Below are 20,476 nucleotides of genomic sequence, written 5' to 3' on the forward strand. Positions count from 1 at the left end.
CACCGATCAGTCGCCGACCGCGCGCTTCGGTGGATCGGCGTACTGATCGAACAGGACGTCCCCCTGCCTGGACGCGAGTTCGATGATCTCCGCCTGTGCCTGTTCGGCCGCGAGCTGGGCCGCCCGCCGCTGTTCGTGGTGGCGTCTGGCAGCGCGGGCCTGGGCGGCGCGCTGGCGGCGTTCCCGGTCGACCTGGACGGCGATGCGGAGAAACGCCAGGTAGGCGGCCATGATGACGACCGACGGCGCGACCCCCCACCACGGGATCATCTCCACCGCGGCGGTGATCACCGAGGCGAGGACGAGCAGGCCGGTGAAGAACAGCAGGCGCCGGCGGCGGGCCACGATGATGGCGCGGCGCCTGACCCGGAACTGCCGGACGTCGACCTTCTCGACCTCCGCGAGCGAAGGCACGCCCTCCTCGTCGAGGGTCTCGTCGGAGTCGGAGAGCTCGACGGGCACCTGGTCGAGGTCGGGGAGCTGGTGCTCGCCGGTGTAGTGTTCCTCGAGCTCGTGCAGTTCGATCAAGGTGCTCTTGTCGCGCCGCAACCACATCGGGATGAGGACGCAGAGCCACATGACGACGATGGCCAGATAGAGGAGGACGCTGCTCACGACCACCTCCGGGCAGCACAAAAACGCCGAGGTGCTCTTGGCGTCTTCGATGTGCTCACGTCACGCACCGTAAGACCGCGTGTCACTAATTGACGAGCATTCGGTGCGGTGTGTCGCGAGATCGTCAAACCTCTTCTACTGGAGACCCACCGTGAGCGGCCGACTCACGAGCGCGACGCCACTGCACGAGCAGCCCGCCGGGGACGTCCTCGACGGTCAGTGCGTAGCAGAGGTGGTCGCGCCAGGCTCCATCGATGTGAAGTTGACGACGCCGAATGCCTTCTTCCCTGAATCCGAGCTTCTCAACCACCCTGCGGCTGGCCTGATTCTCGGGACGGATGTTCGCTTCGAGCCGGTGCAGCCCGGTGGTGAAGAAGCAGTGGTCGACGGCCATGGCGAGGGCGGTGGGGGTGATGCCGCGTCCGGCGAGGGCGCCGTCGATCCAGTAGCCCACCTGGGCCGTGCGGGCCGAGCCCCAGACGATGGCGCCGATGGTCAGTTGCCCGGCGAAGCGACCACCGTAAGTGATCACCCACGGCAGCGCGAGCCCCTGCCGGGCTTCGCGCCGCAGCGTCGCGACCATGGAGACGTACGGCCCGAGCCCGGTGCGGAACAGCGGCGTCTCGGGGTTGCTCGGTTCCCAGGGACGCAGCCAGTCGGCGTTGCGCACCCTGGTGTCGCGCCACACCCGCACGTCGCCCAGCCGCAGCGGCCGCAGGCCTACCGGACCTTCGCTCAGGGTCGCGGGCCAGCCACGAAGTCGATCCACGCCTCTCATCATCCCCCTATCGGGCGGGATGTCGCCACGGATCGCTCCGGGGACCTGTCAGCGCGGGTGGTCGCCGCCGCGGACCTGGTCCACCGCATGCCGCAGTACGGGCGCCAGGACGGCCATACCGTCGCGGACGCCTCCGCTGGACCCGGGCAGGTTCACGATCAGCGTGTTCCCGGCCTGGCCTGCGAGCCCACGGGACAGGATCGAGGTGGGCACTTTCTCCCGGTTCGCCTGCCTGATCGCCTCCGCGATGCCGGGGATCTCGCGAGAGAGCACCCGGGCGGTCATCTCCGGGGTCCGGTCGGTCGGTGTCAGCCCCGTCCCGCCGGTCGTGACGATCAGGTCGTATCCGCCGGCGACCCCGTCGCGCAGCGCCACCTCGACCGCCTCCCCGTCGGGCACCACCACGGGCCCCTCCACGACGCACCCGGCCTCACCCAGCAGCGACGCGAGGAGCGGCCCCGACTTGTCGGCATAAACCCCGGTAGAAGCCCGGTTCGACACGGTCACCACAAGCGCACGGATCACCAGCCGACCTCCCACGGCGTACGAAACCTACGACGGACGAGTCCACACCCCGGTCTTGCCACCCGTCTTCTCCTCCACCCGCACATCGGTGATCACCGCCGCCGGATCGACCGCCTTGACCATGTCGATCAGGGCCAGCCCGGCCACCGAGACCGCCGTCAACGCCTCCATCTCGACGCCCGTGCGATCGGCGGTCTTCACCCTGCACGTGATCCCGACCCCCCAGTCGGCCACCTCCAGGGTCACCTTCACCCCGTGCAAGGCGATCGGATGGCAGAGCGGAATCAGGTCGGGAGTCCGTTTCGCCCCCATGATCCCGGCGATCCGCGCCACTCCGAGCGCGTCCCCCTTGGGCACCTCGCCGGACCGCAGCAGCGACACCACCTCGGACGACAGCAGCACCCGCCCGGTGGCGACGGCCGTGCGGACGCCGACCTCCTTGGCCGAGACGTCCACCATGCGTGCGGCGCCGGTCTCGTCCAGATGGGTGAACTCGCTCACAGTCTGATCACCTCCACAGCGCTCCCTGCGGGCAGCTCCGTGACGTCCTCCGGCACCGTGACCAGCGCGTTCGCCGAGGCCAGGGCGGCCAGTTGGTGGGAGCCCTGCCCCCGTACGGGCGCGACCGTGCCGTCGGCGGCGAGCATCCCGCGCAGGTACGAGCGCCGCCCCGCGGGCGAGCGCACGGGCGTGGTGACGTGCGCGGTCTCCGTCGCGGGAGGCCCGGCGGGCAGCCCGCGCATCTTGTCGAGCGCGGGACGGACGAAGAGCATGAACGACACGAACGACGAGACCGGGTTGCCGGGCAACGCGAAGATCGGCACCTGATCCTCGCCCACGACCCCGAACCCCTGCGGCATGCCCGGCTGCATCGCGACCTTGTCGAACCGGACGGTGCCGAGCGGCGTGAGCGCCTCCTTGACCGGCTCGTACGCGCCCATCGAGACGCCGCCGCTGGTGATGATCGCGTCGGCGCGCACCAGGTGGGAGTCGAGCTGTTCGAGGAAGACGGCCGGATCGTCGCCCACCGTGCCGGCCCGGAACCCCTCACCGCCCGCCTCGCGGACGGCGGCGGTGAGCGTGAAGCTGTTGGAGTCCCAGATCTGGCCCGGCCCCAGCGGGAGCCCCGGCTCGACCAGCTCCGCGCCGGTGGACAGGACCAGGATCCGGGGGCGCGGACGCACCCAGACGCGGCGGCGGCCCACTCCGGCGATGATCCCGAGCTGGGCGGGACGGATCACCGTGCCCGGTTCGAGGACGGTCTGCCCCAACTTGACGTCCTCGCCCGCCCGCCGGATCGCGTTGCCCTCGCCGGCGGACCGGTTGATCGTGACGGAGACGGTGCCGCCGTCGGTCCACTCCACGGGCACGACGGTGTCGGCGCCGGCAGGCAGGGGGGCACCGGTCATGATCCGGACGGCGTGCCCGGGCCCGACGGCACGCAGCTCGTCGGACCCGGCGGCCACGTCGTCGATCACCGGCAACGTGACCGGCACGTCCGAGATGTCGGCAGCCCGTACGGCATATCCGTCCATGGCGGAGTTGTCGAAGGGCGGCAGGGGGACCGGCGAGGAGACCTCCTCGGCCAGCGTCGTGCCCAGCGCCTGCTCAAGCTCCAGCTCCAGCGGGGCCAGCGGGCGCACCGTGGCCAGGATCTCGGCCAGGTGCGCGTCAACCGATTTCATCGAGGAACCGTCGTAGCCACGGCACGAACTCCGGCGCCAGGTCGGGCCGGTCGACCGCGAACCTCACCACGGTGCGCAGGTAGTCGAGCTTGTCGCCGGTGTCGTAGCGGCGTCCGCGGAAGAGCACGCCGTGCACCGGGCCGCCCTGCTCGGACCCGCGTCCGGCCAGCGTGCGCAGCGCGTCGGTGAGCTGGATCTCGCCGCCGCGCCCCGGCGGGGTGTTCTCCAGCACCTCGAACACGGCCGGGTCGATCACGTAGCGCCCGATGATCGCCCAGTTGGACGGCGCCTCGTCGACCGGCGGCTTCTCCACCAGGTCGGTCACCCGCACCACGTCGTCCTCGGCGGTGCCCTCGATCGTGGCCACGCCGTACAGCGAGACCTGCTCCTTGGGCACCTCCATCAGCGCGATGACGCTGCCCCCGAACTGGTCGCGGACCTCGATCATGCGCTTGAGCAGCGCGTCGCGGTGGTCGATGAGGTCGTCGCCGAGCAGGCAGGCGAACGGGTTGTCGCCCACGTGCTGCTTGGCGCAGAGAACGGCGTGCCCGAGCCCCTTCGGCTCGCCCTGCCGCACGTAGTGCAGCGTGGCGAGCGAGGCGGGCTCGCGAACCTGGGACAGCCGATGCTCGTCACCCTTGGCTTCGAGCACCTCCTCCAGCTCGAACGCGCGGTCGAAATGGTCCTCGATCGACCGCTTGTTCTTGCCCGTGACCATGAGGACGTCGAGCAGCCCGGCGGAGGCCGCCTCCTCGACGACATACTGGATCGCGGGCTTATCGACGATGGGCAGCATCTCTTTGGGTGTCGCCTTGGTCGCCGGAAGGAACCGGGTGCCCAGACCCGCGGCGGGCACCACGGCTTTCGTCACAGGGTCGAAGTCAGCCATGAGTAGACCCTAGTGGAGGTACCTGTGGACAAGTCGAACCTGCGTCGCGAGCTGAACGCCGCGCGTGCCTCCCTCACCCCGGAGCAGCTGCGCGCGAACGCCACCAAGGTCAGGGAGACGCTGCTGGACCAGCCGTGGGTGCAGATGGCCGGACTGGTGGCCTGCTACTGGTCGGTGGGCACGGAGCCGGAGACGCACGGGCTGGTGTTCGCGCTGTGGAAGCACGGCGCGACCGTGATCCTGCCCGTCCTGCAGGCCGACAACGACCTGGACTGGGCGGTGTACGACGGTCCCGACACGCTGGCTCCCGGGCGGTTCGGGATCATGGAGCCGATCGACGCGCGGCGCGGCGTCGACGCCGTCCGCACCGCCGCGCTGGTGATCGTCCCGGCTCTCGCCGTCGACAGGCGGACGGGCGTGCGGCTCGGCCGCGGCGGCGGCTCCTACGACCGCGCGCTGGACAGGGTCGGGCCGAACGTCCCCACGGTCGCGCTGCTTCACGAAGGGGAGCTTCGGGACGACGTCCCCTCGGAACCGCACGACCGACACGTCCGTTTTGCCGTTACCCCTGCGGGACTCACTAGGCTTATGTGAACTATCGTGCAGGAGGGAGCCAGATGCCACTTGATGTCTGGCTTCTTATTGGTGCCGCGATCGTCATCGTGGCGATCGCGTGCGTGCGGGTCGCGCACCGCAGTGGCCTGCCCAGCCTCCTGCTGTTCCTCGGTTTCGGTCTGGTGCTGGGCGAGTCCGGGCTCGGCATCCCGTTCGGCAACCCGGACCTGGCTCACCAGATCGGGCTGACCGCGCTGGCCCTGATCCTGGCCGAGGGCGGTCTGACGACCAACTGGAACCACGTGCGCGGCTCCGTGCCCCTGGCGGCGATCCTCGCCACCGTCGGTGTGGCGGTGAGCATCCTGGTGACGGCGCTGGCCGTCGAGGGGCTGCTGGGCATCGACCGGAACTCCGCGCTGATCCTTGGAGCGGTCCTCGCCTCCACGGACGCCGCCGCGGTCTTCTCGGTACTCAGACGGCTGCCGCTGCCACCGCGCCTGGCGGGCATCCTGGAGGCGGAGTCGGGCTTCAACGACGCGCCGACGGTCATCGCGGTGGTGCTGCTCAGCGGCTTCTCCCAGATGACGCCCGATCTTGGCACGTTCTTCCTGCGCACCGGGAAAGAGCTGATCATCGGCGCCGCGGTCGGCCTGGCCATCGGCCCCGCCGGGGCGTACGCGCTGCGCCGCGTGGCCCTGCCCGCGTCCGGTCTGTACCCGATCGCGGTGCTCGCGCTGACGTTCGTCTCGTACGGCGGAGCGGTGTGGCTGCACGGATCCGGCTTCCTGGCCGTCTACCTGACGGCGTTGATCCTGGGCAACTCGCGGCTGCCTCACCGGGCCGCCACCAGGGGCTTCGCCGAGGGAGCCGCGTGGCTGGCCCAGATCGGGCTGTTCGTCATGCTGGGACTGCTGGCCAGCCCCAAGGAGATGCCGACGGCCATCGTGCCCGGGTTGATCACGGGAACGGTCCTGGTGCTGCTCGCCCGCCCGATGTCGGTGGCGGCGAGCGCGCTGGTGGCCCGGGTGTTGCGGCTGGCGAGGGTGAACTGGCGCGAGCAGGCGTTCCTGTCGTGGGCGGGCCTGCGCGGCGCGGTCCCGATCGTGCTGGCGACGATCCCGTGGGCGGCGGGCGTCCAGGGCTCCAAGGAGGTCTTCAACGAGGTCTTCGTCATCGTGATGGTGTTCACCCTGGTGCAGGGCCCGACGCTGCCGTTCGTGGCGAGGCTGCTGGGCGTGGCCGCCCCCGGCGAGGCGCACGACCTGGAGGTGGAGTCGGCGCCGCTGGAGGAGCTGCAGGCGGACCTGTTGCAGATCAAGGTGCCCACCGGTTCGCGGCTGCACGGCGTGGAGATCTTCGAGCTGCGGCTGCCCGCGGGGGCCGCCGTGACGCTGGTCGTCCGGGAGGGCAGTTCGTTCGTCCCCTCCGCGACCACCAGGATCAGAGCGGAGGACCAGCTCCTCGTGGTCACCACCGCCGCCTGCCGCGACCAGGTCGAGCGGCGGCTGCGCGCCGTCAGCCGGCGCGGCAAGCTGGCCGGTTGGTACGGGGAGCGCGGACAGGAATAGCCGTTTGACCTAATCGGTTACCATTAGCAGTCACCGGGCTCGAGTGCCAGACCTGAAGGAGGGGCGCGTGCCGACCTACCAGTACGCCTGCAACGACTGCGGTGAGCAGCTCGAGGCCGTGCAGAAGTTCACCGACGACGCCTTGACCGTGTGCCCCAAGTGCGAGGGCAACCTGCGCAAGGTGTTCTCCGCTGTAGGCATCGTGTTCAAGGGTTCGGGCTTCTACCGTACCGACAACCGCTCGTCGTCCACCTCCACGGCGGCGACGTCCTCGAGCAGCAAGCCCGCCGAGAGCAAGCCCGCCGAGTCGTCCTCGTCCTCGTCGACGTCGACTGCCGCTCCCGCCGCCGCCTCCAGCTAGCGGGGCCTGTCGCCCATCGCGCCCAGGAGTTCGGGCGCGATGCGGTCGAGCAGGGCTTCGAGCTGCGCGTTCGGGCCCCAGTCCATGACGAGCCTGGCCAGGCCCTCCCGTGAGGAGCGCAGCAGGCGCTGCGCCGACTGTCGGCCCGCCGGGGTGAGCCGCAGCAGGTCACCCCGCCGCTCGACCAGTCCCGCCGCCACCAGCTGGTCGGCGTACGGACGCCCCTTCTCTCTGCTGACGTTCGCCCGCTCGGCCAGCGACTGCGCCGTGACCCAGCCCTCGCCGCCCAGCCTGGCGACGATCCACACCCCTTGCGGCGGGATGCCCGTCAATCCGGCCAGTGCCCCCAGCCTGGTGTAGAAGCCACGGCGCAGGTCGGTGTCCGCGAGCCTGACCAGCCCGCGCTCGACCTCGGCCAGCGACGAGCGCTCCGCCGACGTCGCGCCCAGGCATTCGCCCAGGTCTGTCGCCTTGGTGGTCTCCCTGAGCCGTTGCTGCGGGATGAACCAGGCCAGTACGAACGCGACGAACACGACCGGCGTCGCCACCCGGAAGACCGCGGCGATCGCGTCCGCGTAGACGTGCAGGAAGTCCGCCGCCAGCGCGGGCGGAAGCCGCTGGATGACCGTCGGGTCCCGCCGCACCTGCGCCGGGTCGAACCCCGGCGGGAGCGTGGTCCTGCCGAGGACGCTCCGTAGGTCCGTGTTGAGCCGCGCGGTGAAGACCGAGCCGAGCGTGGCCACCCCGAACGAGCCGCCGATCGAGCGGGCGAACGTCGCGCCCGAGGTGGCCACGCCGAGGTCCGTGAAGTCCACCGCGTTCTGCACCACGATCACCAGGACCTGCATGGTCATCCCCAGGCCGACGCCGAGGACGAGCAGGTAGACCCCCATCGTCCCCAGGCCGGTGGACTCGGTCATCGTGGACAGCAGGAACATCCCGCAGGCCGCGACGGCCGTCCCCGTGATGGGCAGGAACCGGTACTTTCCGGTCTTGCTGATGATCTGCCCGCTGACGACGGACATCGTCAGCATTCCCGCCATCATCGGCAGCAGGTACACGCCCGACAGGGTGGCGCTCACGCCGTGAACCACCTGCAAGTAGAGCGGAAGGTAGGTGAGCGCGCCGAACATGCCGAACCCCACCACGAACCCGACGATCGACGCCATGGTGAACGCCCTGATGCCGAACAGGCCGAGCGGCAGCACCGGCTCGGCCGCCCGCCGCTCGACGAGCGCCCAGCCCGCCAGCATGACCAGGGCCGCCACGGCGAGTCCGACGATGACCGGGTCGGTCCAGTGGCGGACGGTGCCGCCCCAGGTCGTGATCAACACCAGGCAGGACGTCGCGCCGCCGAGCAGCACCACCCCGGCGTAGTCGATGCGGTGCCTGGTGAGCGTGGCGTCGCCCGGCAGGACGGCGGCGATCACGACCAGCGCGAGCGCGCCGATGGGCAGGTTGACGTAGAAGACCCAGTGCCAGGAGAGATGGTCCACGAACAGGCCGCCGAGCAGGGGGCCGACCACGCTCGCCACCCCGAACACCGCGCCGAAGAAGCCCTGGTACCTGCCCCTCTGCCTGACCGACACGACGTCGCCGACGATCGCCTGCGCCAGCACCATCAGCCCGCCGCCGCCCAGCCCCTGGAGCGAGCGGAAGGCGATGAGCTGGCCCATGTCCTGACTGAGCCCGCAGAGGGCCGAGCCGACGAGGAAGATGACGATCGCCGCGACGAACAGTTTCTTCCGGCCGTACTGGTCGCCCAGTTTGCCCCACAGCGGCGTGGAAACGGTCGAGGCGAGCAGGTAACCCGTGACCACCCACGAGAGCTGCTCCAGGCCGCCGAGGTCGCTCACGATCGTCGGCAGGGCCGTCGAGACGATCGTCTGGTCGAGCGCTGCCAGCAGCATGCCGAGCATCAGCGCGATGATGATGAACCCGAGGCCGTTTCGCCGCATATGCCCGATATTACGCTTCGTGACTGCGTCACTACAGAGTTATCCACAGAGCCGCGTTCTGGTTCCGCTGGACTCCCCGCGATGCCGCTACTCTCGGCGCCATGGTCACCAGCGCAGAAATCGGCGTCATCGGCGGATCCGGGTTCTACTCCCTGCTCGACGACGCCCAAGAGATCGAGCTCAGCACCCCCTACGGGCCGCCCAGCGACGTGGTCACCGTGGGCCGCATCGGGTCGCGGTCCGTGGCGTTCATCCCCCGGCACGGGCGAGATCACCGCTTCCCGCCGCACCACATCCCCTACCGGGCCAACCTGTGGGCGTTGCGGTCCCTGGGAGTGCGGCAGGTGCTCGCGCCGAGCGCCGTGGGGTCGCTGCGGGCCGAGCTGGGGCCCGGAGCGATCGTGGTGCCCGACCAGCTCGTCGATCGCACGTCCGGGCGTCCGCAGACGTACTACGACGAAGGTGGCGCGGTGCACGTCTCGTTCGCCGACCCCTACTGCCCGTCCGGGCGCGCCGTGGCGGTGGAGTCGGCGCGGGCCGCCGGGTGGAACACCGTCGACGGGGGCACGCTCGTCGTCATCGAGGGGCCCCGGTTCTCCACGCGGGCGGAGTCCCGATGGTTCGCGGGCAACGGGTGGACGATCGTCGGCATGACCGGGTTCCCCGAGGCCGTGCTGGCCAGGGAGCTGGCGCTCTGTTACACGTCGCTGTCGCTGGTCACCGATCTCGACGCCGGCGTCGAGACGGGCGAGGGGGTCACGCACGACGAGGTGCTGGAGTTCTTCGCGCGGAACGTCACCCGGATGCGCACCCTCGTGGCCGAGGCCGTGGAGGCGCTGCCGAGCGAGCGTGGCTGCCCGTGCGGGGCGGCGCTCGACGGGATCAAGCTGCCGTTCGAGCTACCGTGACCGGGGTCCTGAGGCGGCTCGGCGGCGATCCGGCCGGCGCTCCCTCGTCCGGCGGCGTCGGATGGGCGGGAGGCGGCGGTTCGGCGGGCCGTCGCCGGCCGCGGTTGGGGCGGCGACGCCGGTTGGTCGCGGCGCTCGTGGCCGCCTTGGGGATCCTGTTCGGATATTTCGCTATACGCCCGGTTTCGGGAGCCCCGGTCCTCGTGGCCGCCCGCGACCTGTCGCCCGGGCCGCTGCGCCCCGGCGACCTGCGCACCGCCACCCTCGCCCAGGTTCCCGACGGGGCGGTGCGCTCGGGAGCCGTGGGCCAGGTGCTGGCGAGCGCCATGCGCAGGGGCGAGCCGCTCACCGACGTCCGCCTGCTCCGCTCGGCGCCGCTGCCCACGGGCACGGTGGCCGCACCGGTACGCATCCCGGACGCCCAGGTGGCCCGCCTGCTCTCCCCCGGCTCGACGATCGGTGTCTACGCGGCCTGGGAGAACCAGGCGGCCCAGCTCGTCGCCGACGACGTCACCGTGGTCACCATCCCCAGGGGCGACGACGACCACGGCGCCCTGCTCGTCCTCGCGGCCACTCCGGCCCAGGCCGGTCAACTGGCCGCGGCCCAGGCGGGCGGCCGCCTCTCGATCACCATCAAACCCCGCCCGCCAGGCCTGCCGGCCTAGAGAGCCGAGTCGATCTTCGGGTCGTACTCCCAGTGCCACGGCTCGAACGGGCTGCTGTAGGCCCAGGCCGGATGGAACCACCCGTACCGCTTGGCGTTCTTCTCCATCCACACGAACTCGGACGACCGGAACCGCTCCACCCCGCCACAGAGGTCGACGGCCAACCCGAGCCCGTGGTTGCTCCTACCGGGCACGGCCGCGAATCCGGGCCTGCGGTAGTAGACGGACTGCTGCTCGGCCAGGCTCCGGTAAGCGTCGGTGACACACATCTGCCGCCCGAACTGCTTCCGGTAGGCCTCGTTCAGGCTGACGAACGCGATCGTGGCATCAGCCCGGAGGCTGAACCCCTTCTGCTGCAACGGGCAGAGCATGGCCTTGGGGATCAACCCGTTCGGATAGGAGTTCGCCGTCGCCGCCCGCAACGGATTGCACCCGAGCGCGGCCCTGCCCACCTTGTCGATCTTGATACCCATCTTCACCAGGGCCGCGGTCAACGACTTGACGATCTTGTCGGATCGCTGCCTGAGCGTATCGATCTCCGCCGCCATCTGCGCCTCGGCCAGCAGATTCCCGGCCCGGATCTCCTGCGCATCGGCCGCCAGCCGCTCCGCCTCCTTGTACAGGGTGCTGGTCTGCTGCACCGCCTCCTGCCGGACGGTCATCATGTGGGTCACACTGGACAGCGCCCGCAACGTGTCACCCGTGGCGTCCCCAGACAGGAACGGCGCGATCCCGTCGGCCCCCAGCGGCTGCTCGTACAGCAGCTCCGCCAGCTGCGAGACGGGCTGCCGGATCTGCGCGACCTTCTGCTCAGCCGTCCGAAGGGCGGTGAGCTTGGTCTTCAGCTCCTTCTCGGCCGCCGCGATGTCGGCCCGCCGCTTCTCCAGGGCCTTGGTCGCGTCCTCGAGCTCCTTGGCCGACTGCTCGGCCTCCTTGCGGAGCTCGGCGAGATCCTTGGGATCCGCCCGCAGCTCGCTGCCCTGGACCGTCTGCGACTCGCTGAGGCCACCTGCGACCGTCCGCTCAGCCCGAGCCTCGACAGGCATCAGGAACAGAGAAGTCATCGCCATGACGACCGCGATCAGGCCTGCTGATCGAGGGGCTGGCACGTTCGACTCCTCCATTTGCAAACTCGTTACCCAGGCTCGGCACGCACGTTACTACAGCCCCCCGAGTGCCCGGACCCAACTCCAGAGAGCCGTTACGAGGTGAAAGAGGCTTTTGCTCCTCCACTCCGTCGCACCACCTCCAGAAGCCCCACAAAACCCACTCACCAACCAGCCCCCACCCACGGGCCGACCAAGCACCTAGCGGGCACCAGGCCCGCCGACCAGTGAGCCCCCAGCGACGACGAGGCCACCACCGGCCACCGGGGCATCCAGCGGCGACCAGGGCGCCCACCCGGGTACCCATCGGTCACACGACCCTCGCACGCCCCGGCGTGCACCACCCTCATAACCGACCGGTCTGAGTCCGGCACCATCACCGACAGGCCGACGCACGGGCTGCACGAGCTCATAGGTGGCGCTGGCTCGCAGGTGCTATGGGCTCGCAGATGGCACGGGCTTCGGTGAGCGGCACGCACCCTTGCAGGCGGCACGCGCCCTGAGAACAGTCGCTCACCGGCGCCAGAACCCCGTCCAGCCGCATCGACGCCACCCGCACCAGCCTCCATCCGCCCCAAGCCAGACGCCAGGAAGCCATCGGCCCGCACCAGGCCCAAGGAGTCCACCGGCCAGGCATCGGGGAGTCACCGGCCCGCCAGAACCAGGGGCGTTCACCCCAACGACGAACCCAACACCCCGCGTCCCGCTCAGGCGTCGAAGGCTCAGGTGCCGGACGTGGCCCACCCCTCACCATCGTCCCGAGCCACCCAGCCCTCATGCTCCCGGCAGACCTCCCACAGCCAGGTGTCGGCCCACTCCCCCGGACACCCGTCCCACCGCTGCCGCTGCGCCTTCGACTGTGACGGCTCAGACACAGACTCCGACACGGGCGCAGCCGAACGCCGCACCACCGGCTCACGCCGCCGGCCCCCAGGGGACGCCACCACGGGTGCCTCCCCAAACGACCTCGCTCTCGCGCGCGCACTCACACTCGCCTTCGCGCTCGCCTTCGCGCTCGCAGGAGCCTCAGGCGCGGCCACCACCACTACCCGCTGGGAGACCCTTCCCTCGTACCACCGATCAGGCCGAGCGGGCGCAGGCACGACCATCGGCTCGAACGCCAACCACGTCCCCAACGCCCGACCGCCCTCCCCCGCCCAGCCGGCCCGCTCGTACCCGGTCAACTCCCCGACCAACAACCCACCCGCCAGAATGGCCGGCGCGGCCAGCCCCGCGAACAACACCACGGACCGCCGACGCCCCCGATCCCGATCTCTCCTGCACACGAGCCGAACGCTAACCACGCCGAGGGAGCCCAGCATGATCGGTTATCATCCCTTTACCGCAGCTCAGAGCACCCATGACCAACCCCACCAAACTCACCCCCTCCCCGCGGCCCACGCAGTGCCTGACTTTCGCTAGGCTTACTGCGTCCGCCTCCGTAGCTCAGGGGATAGAGCACCGCTCTCCTAAAGCGGGTGCCGCAGGTTCGAATCCTGCCGGGGGCACTCATCTTGACCAGGCGTTTCACCCTCTGACCTGCGGTTTCTCAGCCGCAGGTCTTTTGCTGTCCAGACCCTTGATAGGTCGCCGAGGGCACCCATATGCAGCCGTAGGACCATGATCACGGGATATATACGGGATGATCTTGGGAGTGGTTCCCGAGGTAAGGCACTATTTTGGGAGCCATCCGGAGGTGTCAACGCTCCTGATCGCCAGGGCTGTTGAACCAGGCACGTCTCGGTGGCATCCGACAGCTCTACCTCTCGGTCTTGCTCATTGTCCAGGGCAGCATGCGAAAGGCACGATCGCTGATCGGCTCGGGTGCATACAAAGCGGTCACGATGACCACGACGGTGAGCAAGGCTTCCAGCAGTGTGAGAATCACCGCCAAGGTGGGAGCGCTCAGCCAGAGTCCGGTGTGGACACCGGCCATGGTCAAGACCACGCCCCCCTTGGAAGCCGCGGAAGATCGGCGCCGGGTAGGGGTAGGTGCAGCGGGCATGTCCGTCAGATTGACGTGGGCAGTTGCCGGTCCGGTACTGGGTTCGGACAAAGTCGGACGCACGCTTATCGAGCCGCAGGCTGGGCAGCGAGCGTCCGGATGCGGCAATATCCGAAGGCGTCGGACACCATCACGCCACTCGGCCTTGTAGGCCGCCAAGGGCGACGATTGCGAGGGCACGTGTATGGCATCGCCCCGAACACCAGAGGATTTCGCTGAGGCGTTCACCCAGCTATTGGACGTCGCGGGCCTGAGTGTGCCCGAGGTGGCGGCTCGGCAACTGGGGGTCGCCCGTAACACGTTGTATGACTGGCAGAAGGGCAATCATCTTCCTGAAGGCATCGGGCCGCTGTTGTCGGTGGTCGAGCTGTGCTTGGATCTGGCCGCCGAGCGAGGTGCCGATCTCGGGATGGTGCCCTGTGATACGGAAGAGTGGCTGCATCTGCTGGCCGAGGCCAAGCAGACTCGTCACTCGCGTGTCGCCGGGCGCCTTACCTCCAGAGCGGACGCTGACCCGGGCGGAAAGCGGCCGGATCGAGTGGGGCAGCCTGTGGGGCGGTGGGGCCCGGTGGCGCTGGGAGTGCATAGAACGATCGGGGGCGAAGCGCTGACGAGTTATGTCCGGCGTGAGCATGACGATCTGCTGTATGCGGTGCTGGATCCGGCCGTGGCCGCCAACCGGATGGTGGTATTGCTGGGGGATTCCTCAACGGGCAAATCGCGGGCGGCCTACCAGGCGGTGGCGGCGCGTTTGCCGCACTGGCCGTTGTTCTACCCGCCCACAGCCGCCGCACTGTCCCGGCTGTTGGAGGACGGTATACCTCGCCGGTCGGTGCTGTGGCTTAATGAACTGCGCCAATACGCCGATGATCCGGCTGGCGTACAACCGTTGTCCGCGCTGGCGGAGTTGCTGCGGGGCATTGACTATGTTGTGGCCATCACCACACTGTGGCTGGACCGCTGGGCCGCCTACACCGCCGATCATTATGGCGAACCCGGTATCGCCGACCCGGCCTTAGCCACCCGGGACCTGCTCAGGTCGTTACCGGTGCTTAGCAACCCGACACCCCGGCACTTGGATGTGGCTCAAGGTGGAGTTATCGAGGTGCCCGATCGATTCACTGGCAAGCAGCTCGCTCTGGCTCGCCGTCGCGGCGATGTGGTACTGCAGGAGGCCCTCGCCGCCGCCGAGAGTGCCGGGACGCCGGGGCGGCTCGCCCAAACCTTGGCTGGGGTTCCCGACCTACTGAACCACTTTCAGGGACCCGGCGCTGACCCTTACGGGCAGGCCTTGATCACCGCAGCCATGGACGCCGTCCGCCTGGGCCACACCCACCTATTGGGGCGGGAACTGCTGCAGCAGGCCGCCGTTGGCTATCTGGCTCCCCGGCACCGCGCCCTTGCTGGCGAGGAACTCGCCACATGGCAGGAGCGGGCTTGGAAGTACGCCACACGCACTCTCAAGGGCGCGTTTCAAGCCTTGGAGGCCGTGCCTCCCGAGCAGGGCATCGGCGTGGCCGGCTACCGGCTGGCCGACTCCCTCGACCAGCATGGTCGCCACCACCGGGCCCACCAGATCCCGCCACCCGCCTTTTGGACCGCAGCCGCCCACGCCCATCCCGGCGATCTAAAAGCGCTCGGAGAAGCCGCCTGGAACCGCGGCTTGTACCGCGATGCCGTCCGCCTTCACAAGAACGCCACTGCCCAAGGCGACTCTTACGCCGCCGAGATCCTGATACGCCACTTACATGACTTGCATCCCACTGACCACCACCCCGCTCACTGGGCAGCCTCTCACGCCTCCCTCCAGGACCCGCGTGCGGTGGCCAAACTGCTGAGCACGCTGCAGGAGACTGGAGCCGACCAGCAAGTCACCACCCTGGCCAAACGCACCGCCGCCGAGGTCACTCTCAACGACCCGCGTGCAGTGGCCGAACTGCTGGTAAAGCTGCAGGACGTTGGAGCCCACGAGCAGGTCACCGCCCTGGCCGAACGCGCGGCCACCCACGCCTCCCTCCACGACCCGCATGCAGCAGCCGAACTGTTGAGCACGCTGCAGGAGACTGGAGCCGACCAGCAAGTCACCACCCTGGCCAAACGCACCGCCGCCGAGGTCACTCTCAACGACGCACGTGCAGTGGCCTGGCTGTTGGCCAAGCTGCGGCATGTTGGGGCGCAGGAGCAAGCCACCACCCTGGCCAAACGCACCGCCGCCGAGGTCACTCTCAACGACCCGCGTGCAGTGGCCGAACTGCTGGTAAAGCTGCAGGACGTTGGAGCCCACGAGCAGGTCACCGCCCTGGCCGAACGCGCGGCCACCCACGCCTCCCTCCACGACCCGCATGCAGCAGCCGAACTGTTGAGCACGCTGCAGGAGACTGGAGCCGACCAGCAAGTCACCACCCTGGCCAAACGCACCGCCGCCGAGGTCACTCTCAACGACGCACGTGCAGTGGCCTGGCTGTTGGCCAAGCTGCGGCATGTTGGGGCGCAGGAGCAAGCCACCACCCTGGCCAAACGTGCCGCCGCTCTCAAAGACCCACGCGCATTGGCCGAACTGCTGGTCAGGCTGCGGGAAGTTGGGGGGCAACAGCAGGTCGCTGAGCTGTTAGCTTGTGACCCTGCCGCCCAAATTCTCCTCGACGACCCGCGTGCGGTGGCCGAGCTATTCGTCAGGCTCCGAGAGATTGGGGCGGACGAGCAGGTCACCGCCCTCGTTAACCGTGCCACCGCCCAGGTCGCTCTCGACGACCCGTATGCGGTGGCCCGGTTGCTGGGTATGCAGGGGCTGGTCGGAGCACATGAGCAGGTCGCTGAGCTACTTGCTCGCGACCCCGCCGCCCAGGTCGCTCTCAACGATCCGGGTGGAGTGGCCCTGCTATTAGGCAGGCTATGGCTGGTCGGGGCGCATGAGCAGGTCGCTGAGCTACTTGCTCGCGACCCCGCCGCCCAGGTCGCTCTCAACGATCCGGACGCCGTAGCCCAACTGCTGGCTGAGCTATGGCGTGTTGAGGCCCAGGAACAGGCCACCGCTCTGGCCAAACGTGCCGCCGCTCTCAAAGACCCACGCGCATTGGCCGAACTGCTGGTCAGGCTGCGGGAAGTTGGGGGGCAACAGCAGGTCGCTGAGCTGTTAGCTTGTGACCCTGCCGCCCAAGTCATCCTCGACGGCCCACGTGCGGCGACCCTATTGTTGAGCCGGCTGTGGACTGTTGGGGCACACGAGCAGGTCATCGCGCTGGCCGAGCGCGCCACCACTCAGGTCGCTCTCGACGATCCGTATGCGGTGGCCCGACTGCTGGATAAGCTGCGGGAGGTTGGGGCGCAGAAGCAGATCGCCGCCCTGGCCGAACGCGCCGCTACCCAGGCCGCTCTCGACGACGCGCTCGGGGTGAGCATGCTGCTGGGCACCCTGAGGGAGTTTGGGGCACACGAACAGGCCGCCGTCCTGGCCGAGCGCGCCGCCGCCGAGGTCGCTCTCGACGATCCGTATGCGGTGGCCCGACTGCTGGGCACCCTGAGGGATGTTGAGGCGCACGAGCAGGTCGCTGTGTTGGCCGAGCGCCTTCCAGCCGCAGGGTTCTTCGATCTGTTTATCGAGAACGGCCAGTCCGGAGAGCGGTTCCGCTTCGGGCGGGAACTTGATGGGAGCGCCGCTGCTCCCTGGGACTGGGAATCAAAGTAATTCAATCATCAGCTACAAAACAACGTCTGGGTTCCTTCTCTCAACGCCTCACTCCGCATGGTGAGCGGGGCACGCAACCAGGCCGCCGGTCGCGACCTGGACGCCTTCTACGCCCGCTATCGCGTGTGGCACGACGGAACTGACGAAGGAGGAATAGAGCGCAGGCCCTCCAACGCCTTCTTCGTAAGAATCAAGTAAGGCACCCCGTTACCCACCGTGCAGGAGGGGCGTCTCGCGAGATGCCCCCTCCTCCGAGAAGCGGCCATGCAGTCACCGACCTACCTGCACGACCTTCTGGTCTCGACCATCTTCACTGAGGGGCTCGATGGCGAGATGGACCTGTGGGCGCTGGGCTTCAGCGCCATGTGGATCAAGGGCGCGGACCTCGACGCGGTCGCCCGAGTCTTCTCCCTGGACCTCGCCACCCGGACCCCGTGCTACCTCAGCGAGATCCTCGACCACAACATCGACGACGGATCCACCTGGGTGGCCGAGGTCAACGGCTGGATCGGCATCGTGCCAGCGCATGGCGATGGCGAGCGCCTGCGCTCCATCACCGAAGGCGGCCGTCAGGCCCTCGGCCTCCGCATGGACATCAACGGCAACGCCTACTTCGATTACGCCCGCGACGGGCGCATGGTCGTCTCCTTCGACCCAACCTGGCCAGAGGAGCGGTTCGGTGACGACCCGCACGCGCTCGATCACCTGATGGATGGACTGCGCTTCCAGATCAGCGATGACGACGTCCTCAACGATCGCGTGGAGCAAATGGAGAGCGTCAGCTCGGCCTTGGCGCTGATCGGACGCTTCACGGAAACCGACATCGCCGCCGACTGGTTCCTGGCGCAGCACTCACGCATCAAACCCACCTCCTGACGGAATCGCCGAGATCGCGGCTCGGGTGGACGCCGAGAAAGACGGCCCGCATCCTTCGCCCTGATAAGAGCCGATCCGGGGCCCAGAGCAGCGGGGCGAGGACAGTGAGGACACTTTGGACGATCCGGGTTCGGTCCTCTCGGTGATCAAGGCGGTGCCGGGTAGCGGTGAGTTTGGACTCCAGGCTCACTGAGATCCGCACGTTGACCGCCATCCGGGCCATCGGCCTGCCCGCAGACTTCCATGTCGGTGAAAGGTGCCGTTGGCGTACTCGTCTTCAACCTCCCAGTCAGACGCTCGGCGTGCCCTGGTCCAGTTGAGGGGTCGGGTCTGGCGCCCGTGACGCCAACCGTACAGACTCGCCCACGAGCGACGGACGCTTCACATGATGATCACGCTTGCTACCCCTCCGGCGCCGCGGCGTCCAGCAAAAGCAACAGTTCGTCGATGGCCTGGCTCTGCTCAGGTGACAGAGCATCCAGCGAGAAGTGCATGAGCGCGTTCCGGACCTTCCTGACTGCTTCCAGCAGGCCGAGCAAATCGCCTTGCTCGATCCTCCACCCCAGGGTCTGCCATCGCGTCGCGTCCTCCAGCAGATGCTGATAGTTCCCAAACGTGAGGTCCTTCGCCTCATGCACCTTCTTCTGCTGATGCTGAGGGACGGCTGCTCGAAGTTCCTCCACGGTGAAGATCTCCGAAGCGTTCCTGAGCCTGGTCTCGGCATTTTCGATCAGGAGAAACGGCCTGGCGTGCTGCCCGAACTTTCCGCTAAGGTCCGCAGCGGTGACTATGCCTTCCACGCTCTTACGATCATTACCTCGAACAAGGATGAATCCGTCGCGCTGTAGGTATTCGATCAGGTCCAGCACGTTCGCGTCGTGATCGACGACATGGGCCTTGGTTATGGCATCGGCGAGAGTCGGCGTGTCAGAGGACACATATGCCTTGCCGATCGATTCCCATGTCACCGCACCACGGAGTACACCGTCCTCGTCGATCACCGGGACCTGCGAGAACCTCTTTCTCAACATCAAGGTCCGGGCTGCGGTCAGAGAAGTGCTGGAAAGCACAGAAACCACCTTGGACGGCAGGTCTCCAAGGCGGAGCTTGCCCGACGTCTCCTTCGCGGCGGTCTCGGTGACAGTTTCCCCGTCCGAGGTTGACGCCGTTGAGTCGTCCGGCTCCTTCTCCACTGGCACCAGGGCTACGACGGTGTCCACGGAACCCTCCGTGAAGTGCGGGCGCGTCGCAAGTCCAACATCCGCCAATTCACCGCTGACCCGCTCGATGACAGCCGCCGTACGTCGCCATTCCCCCCAGTGAGCAAGCAGATGACGGATGGTCAACATCTTCGGCGAGCCAGGGTCTGCTTCCACCTGGGCCACCGCCTCTTCCAGCAACTGGGAGACGCTGGTGATCTCAGGGTCGCCCGCGACTCCCGGGTCGATACCGGTTTCGGCAAGGTGTGCGATCCGCCTCGGTATCTCATGTCGGCGAAGCCGGGCGACAGCGAGCAGGGATCCGATGCTTGCTCGAAGGTCTGGCTTGAGCTGATCCCGAGTCAGCCGCTTTGTGAGCCATTCGACGGCTCGAACGTGCGGGAACTCTTGGTCCTCAGCGGGCCGGTACTCGTACCTCCCGGCCACCCTCCCGATGGCGACCTTGCCGGGCTCAGTTTTCAATGGCATGACGACGAAGTCGCCAGGTTCCATCTCACGAGCGAATCCCCAGGTCTGGCTGACCACATGGCCGGGTGACCAGTTTGGGTACTCACGGACGGCAGCGGCTCGAAGCTGCTCTTTCGTGGGATAGGCAGAAAGATCTCCGAGTTCGAACCAGCTGATCAGCGTCATCCCCTCCCGGAGAGCACGCGCCTCGACCTCGCCATCCTGTCCACCGCGGACGACCCATGCCGCAGGTCCCTGACCACGCCTTGTCTCACTCACAGCACCATCCCCGCCCAACGCTGCGCTCCCGGCCGTCTCAAGAATCCGACATGGAAGTTCCATTACCCTTCCCATAATGCGATGATGCACTAATCACGGAGCGTTCGGTCATGAGCCTGGCGTAACGCTCTGTGCAGTCCTCGGGCTATATGCGTATCGGTCAGGCCAGGCAGTTGGGCGCCTCGGCCAGCGTCACAACGTGTGCGCTGCGGGTGTCTTGGGATCAAACAGAAGAACGCGTTCAGAAGGTACTCTCGCAGATCTCCTGCGCCCCAGCAGGCACACATCTGTTCTGGTGTCTCGGCGGCCGACGGCGACGCGCTGGAGGAACGGCATTTATTGCCATTTTTA

At 68.2% G+C, this 20,476-nt stretch carries 17 protein-coding genes and 1 tRNA gene; 8 read left to right on the forward strand and 10 right to left on the reverse strand.

The window, feature by feature from the left end; genetic code table 11:
- Nucleotides 1-6: 6 nt before the first annotated feature.
- From sepX to galU, 6 genes are all read right to left on the reverse strand, one after another.
- A complete protein-coding gene (sepX, locus tag ABT294_RS20935) occupies nt 7-615 on the reverse strand; it encodes a divisome protein SepX/GlpR (protein ID WP_350807722.1) in 609 nt (202 codons plus the stop codon).
- A gap of 124 nt (nt 616-739) precedes the next feature.
- Nucleotides 740-1,393, reverse strand: a complete 654-nt coding sequence (locus ABT294_RS20940) for a GNAT family N-acetyltransferase (protein ID WP_350807807.1) — start codon at nt 1,391-1,393, stop codon at nt 740-742.
- A 48-nt stretch (nt 1,394-1,441) separates the two neighbouring features.
- Nucleotides 1,442-1,918 (reverse strand): MogA/MoaB family molybdenum cofactor biosynthesis protein, encoded by a 477-nt coding sequence (locus ABT294_RS20945; RefSeq protein ID WP_350807723.1) that lies wholly within the window; start codon nt 1,916-1,918, stop codon nt 1,442-1,444.
- Between the two features lie 27 nt (nt 1,919-1,945).
- Entirely contained in the window at nt 1,946-2,419 is a 474-nt protein-coding gene (moaC, locus tag ABT294_RS20950; protein ID WP_350807724.1) for a cyclic pyranopterin monophosphate synthase MoaC, read from the reverse strand.
- Nucleotides 2,416-3,603, reverse strand: coding sequence for a molybdotransferase-like divisome protein Glp (glp, locus tag ABT294_RS20955; protein WP_350807725.1), 1,188 nt, complete (start codon nt 3,601-3,603; stop codon nt 2,416-2,418). The genes moaC and glp overlap by 4 nt, the downstream gene beginning before the upstream one ends.
- Nucleotides 3,590-4,492, reverse strand: a complete 903-nt coding sequence (galU, locus tag ABT294_RS20960; protein WP_350807726.1) for a UTP--glucose-1-phosphate uridylyltransferase GalU — start codon at nt 4,490-4,492, stop codon at nt 3,590-3,592. Before galU ends, glp begins: the two co-directional genes overlap by 14 nt.
- A gap of 24 nt (nt 4,493-4,516) precedes the next feature.
- Between galU and ABT294_RS20965 the strand changes: the two genes are divergently transcribed.
- From ABT294_RS20965 to ABT294_RS20975, 3 genes are all read left to right on the forward strand, one after another.
- On the forward strand, nt 4,517-5,086 hold the full coding sequence (locus ABT294_RS20965; protein ID WP_350807728.1) for a 5-formyltetrahydrofolate cyclo-ligase: 570 nt from the start codon (nt 4,517-4,519) through the stop codon (nt 5,084-5,086).
- A gap of 23 nt (nt 5,087-5,109) precedes the next feature.
- Complete coding sequence (locus tag ABT294_RS20970) at nt 5,110-6,615, forward strand: potassium/proton antiporter (RefSeq protein WP_350807729.1); 1,506 nt, start codon at nt 5,110-5,112, stop codon at nt 6,613-6,615.
- A 67-nt stretch (nt 6,616-6,682) separates the two neighbouring features.
- A complete protein-coding gene (locus ABT294_RS20975; protein ID WP_350807730.1) occupies nt 6,683-6,976 on the forward strand; it encodes an FmdB family zinc ribbon protein in 294 nt (97 codons plus the stop codon).
- Here ABT294_RS20975 and ABT294_RS20980 read toward each other — a convergent pair.
- Nucleotides 6,973-8,934, reverse strand: coding sequence for an MFS transporter (locus ABT294_RS20980; protein ID WP_350807731.1), 1,962 nt, complete (start codon nt 8,932-8,934; stop codon nt 6,973-6,975). The two genes, ABT294_RS20975 and ABT294_RS20980, sit on opposite strands and share 4 nt — an antisense overlap.
- Nucleotides 8,935-9,035: 101 nt before the next feature.
- Here ABT294_RS20980 and ABT294_RS20985 point away from each other — a divergent pair, with 101 nt between their 5' ends.
- A complete protein-coding gene (locus ABT294_RS20985; RefSeq protein ID WP_350807733.1) occupies nt 9,036-9,842 on the forward strand; it encodes an S-methyl-5'-thioadenosine phosphorylase in 807 nt (268 codons plus the stop codon).
- Entirely contained in the window at nt 9,839-10,507 is a 669-nt protein-coding gene (locus ABT294_RS20990) for an SAF domain-containing protein (RefSeq protein ID WP_350807734.1), read from the forward strand. The genes ABT294_RS20985 and ABT294_RS20990 overlap by 4 nt, the downstream gene beginning before the upstream one ends.
- Here ABT294_RS20990 and ABT294_RS20995 read toward each other — a convergent pair.
- Nucleotides 10,504-11,577 (reverse strand): D-alanyl-D-alanine carboxypeptidase family protein, encoded by a 1,074-nt coding sequence (locus tag ABT294_RS20995; protein ID WP_350807735.1) that lies wholly within the window; start codon nt 11,575-11,577, stop codon nt 10,504-10,506. The genes ABT294_RS20990 and ABT294_RS20995 overlap by 4 nt on opposite strands.
- 1,471 nt (nt 11,578-13,048) lie before the next feature.
- Between ABT294_RS20995 and ABT294_RS21000 the strand changes: the two genes are divergently transcribed.
- Nucleotides 13,049-13,121: transfer RNA gene (locus ABT294_RS21000), tRNA-Arg, on the forward strand.
- A 251-nt stretch (nt 13,122-13,372) separates the two neighbouring features.
- On the opposite strand, the gene ABT294_RS21005 is transcribed toward ABT294_RS21000, so the two are convergent.
- Nucleotides 13,373-13,555: a hypothetical protein gene (locus tag ABT294_RS21005; protein ID WP_350807736.1), complete on the reverse strand. Its 183-nt coding sequence runs from the start codon at nt 13,553-13,555 to the stop codon at nt 13,373-13,375.
- Nucleotides 13,556-13,802: 247 nt separating this feature from the next.
- Here ABT294_RS21005 and ABT294_RS21010 point away from each other — a divergent pair, with 247 nt between their 5' ends.
- Nucleotides 13,803-17,303: a hypothetical protein gene (locus tag ABT294_RS21010; protein ID WP_350807738.1), complete on the forward strand. Its 3,501-nt coding sequence runs from the start codon at nt 13,803-13,805 to the stop codon at nt 17,301-17,303.
- Between the two features lie 264 nt (nt 17,304-17,567).
- A complete protein-coding gene (locus ABT294_RS21015; RefSeq protein WP_350807739.1) occupies nt 17,568-18,179 on the forward strand; it encodes a DUF6461 domain-containing protein in 612 nt (203 codons plus the stop codon).
- Between the two features lie 401 nt (nt 18,180-18,580).
- On the opposite strand, the gene ABT294_RS21020 is transcribed toward ABT294_RS21015, so the two are convergent.
- Nucleotides 18,581-20,200 (reverse strand): DUF8426 domain-containing protein, encoded by a 1,620-nt coding sequence (locus tag ABT294_RS21020; RefSeq protein ID WP_350807740.1) that lies wholly within the window; start codon nt 20,198-20,200, stop codon nt 18,581-18,583.
- Nucleotides 20,201-20,476 lie beyond the last annotated feature (276 nt).

The organism is Nonomuraea sp. NPDC000554, from assembly GCF_040300065.1.
GTDB lineage: Bacteria > Actinomycetota > Actinomycetes > Streptosporangiales > Streptosporangiaceae > Nonomuraea.

Coding starts and splice junctions, on each gene's coding strand:
- ABT294_RS21010 (WP_350807738.1), top strand. CDS start 13,803: ATGGCATCGCCCCGAACACCAGAGGATTTCGCTGAGGCGTTCACCCAG.
- ABT294_RS21015 (WP_350807739.1), top strand. CDS start 17,568: ATGCAGTCACCGACCTACCTGCACGACCTTCTGGTCTCGACCATCTTC.
- ABT294_RS20985 (WP_350807733.1), top strand. CDS start 9,036: ATGGTCACCAGCGCAGAAATCGGCGTCATCGGCGGATCCGGGTTCTAC.
- ABT294_RS20940 (WP_350807807.1), bottom strand. CDS start 1,393: ATGAGAGGCGTGGATCGACTTCGTGGCTGGCCCGCGACCCTGAGCGAA.
- ABT294_RS20970 (WP_350807729.1), top strand. CDS start 5,110: ATGCCACTTGATGTCTGGCTTCTTATTGGTGCCGCGATCGTCATCGTG.
- glp (WP_350807725.1), bottom strand. CDS start 3,603: ATGAAATCGGTTGACGCGCACCTGGCCGAGATCCTGGCCACGGTGCGC.
- ABT294_RS20995 (WP_350807735.1), bottom strand. CDS start 11,577: ATGGCGATGACTTCTCTGTTCCTGATGCCTGTCGAGGCTCGGGCTGAG.
- galU (WP_350807726.1), bottom strand. CDS start 4,492: ATGGCTGACTTCGACCCTGTGACGAAAGCCGTGGTGCCCGCCGCGGGT.
- ABT294_RS20980 (WP_350807731.1), bottom strand. CDS start 8,934: ATGCGGCGAAACGGCCTCGGGTTCATCATCATCGCGCTGATGCTCGGC.
- ABT294_RS21020 (WP_350807740.1), bottom strand. CDS start 20,200: ATGGGAAGGGTAATGGAACTTCCATGTCGGATTCTTGAGACGGCCGGG.